At 68.5% G+C, this 5302-nt stretch carries 7 protein-coding genes; 3 read left to right on the forward strand and 4 right to left on the reverse strand.

Annotated features, from left to right (window positions below):
- From GPA_RS10430 to GPA_RS10445, 4 genes are all read right to left on the reverse strand, one after another.
- Window positions 1–518: pseudouridine synthase (locus tag GPA_RS10430; protein ID WP_167536710.1), on the reverse strand; the 518-nt coding region annotated here is incomplete at its 3' end.
- Between the two features lie 96 nt (window positions 519–614).
- Entirely contained in the window at window positions 615–1499 is an 885-nt protein-coding gene (scpB, locus tag GPA_RS10435; RefSeq protein WP_041239460.1) for an SMC-Scp complex subunit ScpB, read from the reverse strand.
- A 15-nt stretch (window positions 1500–1514) separates the two neighbouring features.
- Window positions 1515–2306 carry a segregation and condensation protein A gene (locus tag GPA_RS10440; protein ID WP_041239461.1) on the reverse strand — a complete coding sequence of 264 codons (792 nt, stop codon included), beginning with the start codon at window positions 2304–2306 and terminating at the stop codon, window positions 1515–1517.
- Window positions 2307–2316: 10 nt separating this feature from the next.
- Complete coding sequence (locus GPA_RS10445) at window positions 2317–2994, reverse strand: site-2 protease family protein (RefSeq protein WP_015539846.1); 678 nt, start codon at window positions 2992–2994, stop codon at window positions 2317–2319.
- A 323-nt stretch (window positions 2995–3317) separates the two neighbouring features.
- Here GPA_RS10445 and GPA_RS10450 point away from each other — a divergent pair, with 323 nt between their 5' ends.
- The 3 genes from GPA_RS10450 (at window position 3318) to GPA_RS10455 (ending at window position 5036) form a co-directional block, all read left to right on the forward strand.
- A complete protein-coding gene (locus GPA_RS10450; protein ID WP_015539847.1) occupies window positions 3318–4100 on the forward strand; it encodes a glucose 1-dehydrogenase in 783 nt (260 codons plus the stop codon).
- 379 nt (window positions 4101–4479) lie between these two features.
- Complete coding sequence (locus tag GPA_RS20410) at window positions 4480–4704, forward strand: DUF1667 domain-containing protein (RefSeq protein ID WP_269446290.1); 225 nt, start codon at window positions 4480–4482, stop codon at window positions 4702–4704.
- A gap of 77 nt (window positions 4705–4781) precedes the next feature.
- On the forward strand, window positions 4782–5036 hold the full coding sequence (locus tag GPA_RS10455) for a hypothetical protein (RefSeq protein WP_015539848.1): 255 nt from the start codon (window positions 4782–4784) through the stop codon (window positions 5034–5036).
- The last annotated feature ends 266 nt before the right edge of the window (window positions 5037–5302 follow it).

Genomic DNA, 5302 nt, shown 5'->3' on the forward strand with positions numbered 1-5302 from the left:
GCCTCGTCCTCCACGAGCGCTACCCGCGCCGGCAGCGTGGGGCCGTCGTCCAGCTCGATGCCCTCGCGCAGATGCGCGAGCTGGGCCGCGCTCGGCCGGCCCTCGACGAGCGCCGTATACACCTTTTCCACATGGCCGCGCGGGCGCAGGAGCGCGTGCCCCATCTCGCCGTCCGTGGAGAACAGCAGCAGGCCCGTGGTGTCGCGGTCGAGCCGCCCGATGGGGAACAGCCCCGGATGCTCGGCCGCGGGCACGAGCTCCGCCACGGTGGGGCGGCCCTGCGGATCGGACATGGTGGTGACGTAGCCGGCCGGCTTGTGCAACATGAGCGTGACGGGGCCGTCTGCCAGGCGCACGACGCGACCGTCCACCGCCACCTCGTCTACGAGCGGGTCCACCTTGCTGCCCAGCTCGGTGACCACCTCGCCGTTCACCGTGACGCGCCCGGCCGTCATAAGGTTCTCCGAGCCGCGGCGGCTGGCCGCCCCGGCGCGCGCGAGGAACTTCTGCAGGCGCATGGGAACGATGCGGGGGTTGTCGTTTTCTTCGCTCACATATCCTCCAAAGCCCGCAGCGTCGCCCCGTTCCGCCGTTCGGCAGAACGGCGGAGCCACTTACTCGTCATCGGTCTCGAACGTCAGGCTGTCGAAATCCACCTTCTCCACGAGGCCGAAACTCGAGCCCATGGCCTCGGCGAGCAGGCTCTGCGCCGCCTCGCCCGCGGCGTCATCGGCGGCCTCGTCCATGCGGGCGAAGAGCGCCTGCTCGGCGACGTCGCCGCCTGCGCCGCCCAGCTGCTCGCCCAGCGTCACCGCGGCCTCGCCCTCGCCGTCGAAGTCGAACTCCACGCCATCGAAGCCGTCGCCGGAGGCACCCTCCGCCGCGCCGTCAAGGCGGGCCTCGTCGGACACCCGCACAGGTTCGCGCGTGGCGGAGAGGCGCTCGCGGATGAACGTGCGCGTGTCGTCGTCGGGTGCGAACTGGTCCAGGTCGGGCAGGTCGGCCACGCTGCGCAGGCCGAACTTCTCGAGGAAGGCGCGCGTCGTGGCGTAGAGTGTGGGGTTGCCCGGCGCATCGGCCGTTCCCGCCTCGCGCACGAGGCCCTTCTCCACCAGCGAGTTCAGCGAGCTGTCCGAGTTCACGCCGCGCACGCTGGCCACGCCGGCGCGCGTGACGGGCTGCGAGTACGCCACGATGGCAAGCGTCTCCATGGCGGCCTGCGAGAGCTTCCGCGTGTCCCACGACAGCACGTACTTCTCCACCAGCTCGTGGTACACCGGATGCGTGTACAGGCGCCACCCGCCGGCCACCTCGCGCAGCTGCACGCCGCGCTCCTCCGTCTCGAAGCGCGCGCGCAAGCCCACGAGCGCCTGCTCCACGTCGGCCGGCTCCACCTCCAGCATGTCGGCGAGCGCGATGGTGCCCACCGGCTCGTCGGTCACGAACAAGAGCGCCTCGAGGGCGCCCGCCAGCTGGCTTTCCTGCAATCCCTGGAACACGGGCCCAACCTTTCCCTACTCTTCCCCTACCGAGGTCAGCGCGTCGTCGCCGGTGAGCACGAGCTCGCCCGAGCCCTCGATGTAGCGGATGTCGATGTCGCCGAACTGCTCCTGCTGCTCGATCTTCACCATGGCGCGCTTGTACAGCTCCAGCACCGCCAAAAACGTCACCACCACCACGGGCAGCGGCGTGCGCTCGTCCACGAGCTCCGAGAACCGCAGGCGCTTCCGGTTCACGATGCGCTGGTGGATGGCCCGCACGTGCACCTCCACCGGGATGGGCTTCGCAGCGATGTGCTCGGATTCCAGCAGGAACACCTCGCGGCGCGCGTAGGCCTGGGCAGCCAGGAGCGCCAGGCCGTCCAGCGTCACGCCCTTCAGGTAGTCGGGCATGAGGTTCAGGAAGCACGCGTCCGGCCCGAACGGGCGCGCGTGCATGCGGCCCTCGGCCATGAAGCGCGCAAGCAGCGTGGAGGCCGCGTTCTTGAACTGCTTGTACGCGAGCAGCCGGTCCACCAGCATATCGCGCGCCTCGCTGGGCGCGAGCTCGGCAATGTCGTCGTCCACGGCGTCGCGGTCGCGCGGGATGAGGCTCTCGGCCTTGATCTCCAGCAGCGTGGACGCCACCAGCAGAAAGTCGCTCGCCACGTCGAGGTCGAGGTTGTCCATGCGGCCCACCTCGGCCAGGTACTGGTCGGCGATCTGCGTGATGGAGATGGCCCCGATGTCCACCTTCTGGCGGCTGACCAGGTAGAGCAAGAGGTCGAACGGCCCCTCGAAGCTGTCTATGCGAACCTTGTACGACACGCCCGCCCCGCTATCCGGCGAACGAGAACAGCAGGTCGAACACGTTGCCCGCCGTGACGTCCAGGTAGATGCCGATGGGGTTGAAGTGCAGCACGTACGGCACGAGGAGCACCACGACGAGGAACACCGGCATCGCGTAGCGCTGCACCTTGTAATACTGGGGCAGGTACTTCTTCGGCAGGAAGAACGCGAAGATGGACGAGCCGTCAAGCGGCGGGATGGGCAGCAGGTTGAAGAACATGAGATACAGGTTGATGAGCGAGAACATAGGAAGGAACATCGTATAGAAGTAGTAGAACACGTCGCTCTGCGCCAGCTGGGCCACCGGGAGCAGCAGCGACATCGCCGTGAAGACGAGGGCCCCCAGGACGGCCAGCGCGAGGTTGGCCGCCGGGCCCGCCAGCCCCACGATGAGGTCGCCCTTGCGCGCGTCCTTGAAGTAGGCCGGGTTGTAGGGCACGGGCTTCGCGTAGCCGAAAACGGGCATGTTCATGGCCATGAGCAGAAGCGGCATGATGACCGTGCCGAAGGGATCGATGTGCTTGAGCGGGTTCAGCGACAGGCGCCCGGCACGCTGGGCCGTGGGGTCGCCCAGCTTGTAGGCGGCGAAGCCGTGGCACGCCTCGTGGCACACGATGGCCGGCACGAAGCTGAGTATTGAGCAGATGAGGTAAGGTATCGAAATCATGATGCGACCAGTCTAGCGCAAAGGGCCGCACCCGCCGTCCCAGCCGGGGAAACTTCACAAACTCCCGCAGAGGGAGAGCTGCGGGCCCGCACGGAAGCGAGGCCCCTGCCCTTGCGCCGCCGGCGTCGGTTCTTGCACCGTTCGCGTCGAAAAGCCTCCGCAGGGACGTCCAGGGCGCCTTCCGCCACACGCGGGGATGGAGGGCGACAGGGTGCGTGGTACGCTTCGCGTGCGGTTTCGGAACCGCGGCGGGGGCGGGAGCGCGCTTCGCGGCATCCCGCCGCCGTAGGCCAGCAGCGCAGAAACGATAAGGAGCCTCCAGCATGCAAGACACCCTTTCCAGTCCCATCCTCGCAGGCCAGACCGCCGTTGTAACCGGGGGCGCGTCCGGCATCGGCAAGAGCATCGTCCAGCGCTTCCTGGAGGCGGGCGCGAACTGCCTGGCCGCCGACCTCAACGAGGAGGCCCTCGCCGCGCTCAAGGAGGAGTTTGCCGCGTACGGCGACAAGCTCGACATCGCCCGGGTGGACGTGTCGGACCGCGACGCCGTGGAGGGCATGGTCGACCGCGCAGTGGACATGTTCGGCCAGATGGACATCATCGTGAACAACGCCGGCATCATGGACAACCTGCTGCCCATCGCCGAGATGGACGACGACGTATGGGAGCGCCTCATGAAGGTGAACCTCAACAGCGTCATGTACGGCACCCGCAAGGCCGTGCGCTACTTCCTCGACCGCGGCGAAGGCGGCGTCATCATCAACACCGCGTCGCTGTCGGGCCTGTGCGCCGGGCGCGGCGGCTGCGCCTACACGGCCTCGAAGTTCGCCGTCGTGGGCCTGACGAAGAACGTGGCGTTCATGTACGCCGACACGGGCATCCGCTGCAACGCCATCTGCCCCGGCAACACGCAGACGAACATCGGCGTGGGGATGCGCCAGCCCAGCGAGCGCGGCATGGCGAAGGCCACGACGGGCTACGCCGGCGCCACCCGTTCCGGCACCCCCGAGGAGATCTCGGCGGCGGCGCTGTTCTTGGCTTCCGACCAGGCCGGCTTCATCAACGGAGAGACGCTCACCATCGACGGCGGCTGGAGCGCGTACTAGGCTCCTCGCGCGGGCGCGCGGTACGGCACGCCAAGGCCAAAGCTAAGGCCCAAATCAACTCGCCCGTCAAGGCTCCCCCGGTCCGGCGCGTAGAACGCCCGCCGGACCGGGGTCGGACGGACGGACCGCCGCCGACGAAACCCCCTCGCGCGGGCGCGCGGTACGGTTCCCGAGGCGAACCTGCTCGGCGTGCACCGGCGGCGAAGATGCTCGCAGCACCGCATCGGCAGGCCCCTCGCTCGCACAGGCGCATGTCGCGGCGCAGGCAAGGCGATGGTCAAGCGCGGCCCTTCCACGTTGGCGCGCCATAGTGCGCGCGGCGTTTGCAGCCAAAGGTAAGGCGCACTTTGAGGACCATTGACGCGAAATAAGGGCCCAAGTGTCAAAAACGGGTCGGTTTGGCAATCCATACAGGAAAGATAGGTTTAAGAGAAAGAAATCCGACCTGGGCAAACACTCTCCTTGCAGGCTGCTGGGCCCCGAAAAGACCAAAACATCCCCGACGAGGGCGCACCTGGCGGCACCGGTCGCGGCGGGCGACGTCGTCGTGGCCGACGCGTGCGGCACCGGCGTGGACGTCGTCGCCACGAAGAGCGTACCATAGCGGGGAGGATTGCGAAGGGCTGCCCGGCGCGAGGGTGCCGGCAGGCGAGGCGAGGTCGAAGGGGCAAGGTGGCCGCCATGGCGGACGAGGACGTGCAGGGGCAGCAGGAGGAAGGGCGCGGCGCCCGCATCGCGGGGACGGCCATCGTAGCCGTGGGCGTGGTCGTGCTGATATTCGCCGCCGCTGCGGCGGCGTTCTTTCTGCTGGCCGAGCTGCTGCAGGGGGAGTGGTTCCTTGCCGGCAGCGCGCTCGTCGTGCTGGCGGGCCTCGTGTGGCTGGCCAACCGCCTGGTCCGCGTCGCCGCCAACCAGAACAAGGACCCGCTGGGGTAAGGCCCGCCGGGTCGTTCTCCTCGCCATCAGCCGGCCGAGATCGCGCGTGTCGTGCGGGCCGATCCGGCGCATCGGTTCATCCCCGAGGTTGATCTCATGCGCCGGATCGGCCGCCTTCGGGCGCACTATCCCGGCCGGCTGACGAGGGTGCGCGGTTCCCTTCAGCTGACGAGGGCGCGCAGCCCCTGCCGGCCGACGGAGAGCACGCTGCTTTGGCCGGCTTGACGACAAGCGCCTGTCTCCGGCCGGCGTGATGCTTTCCGCAG

The sequence above is a fragment of the Gordonibacter pamelaeae 7-10-1-b genome, assembly GCF_000210055.1.
GTDB lineage: Bacteria > Actinomycetota > Coriobacteriia > Coriobacteriales > Eggerthellaceae > Gordonibacter > Gordonibacter pamelaeae.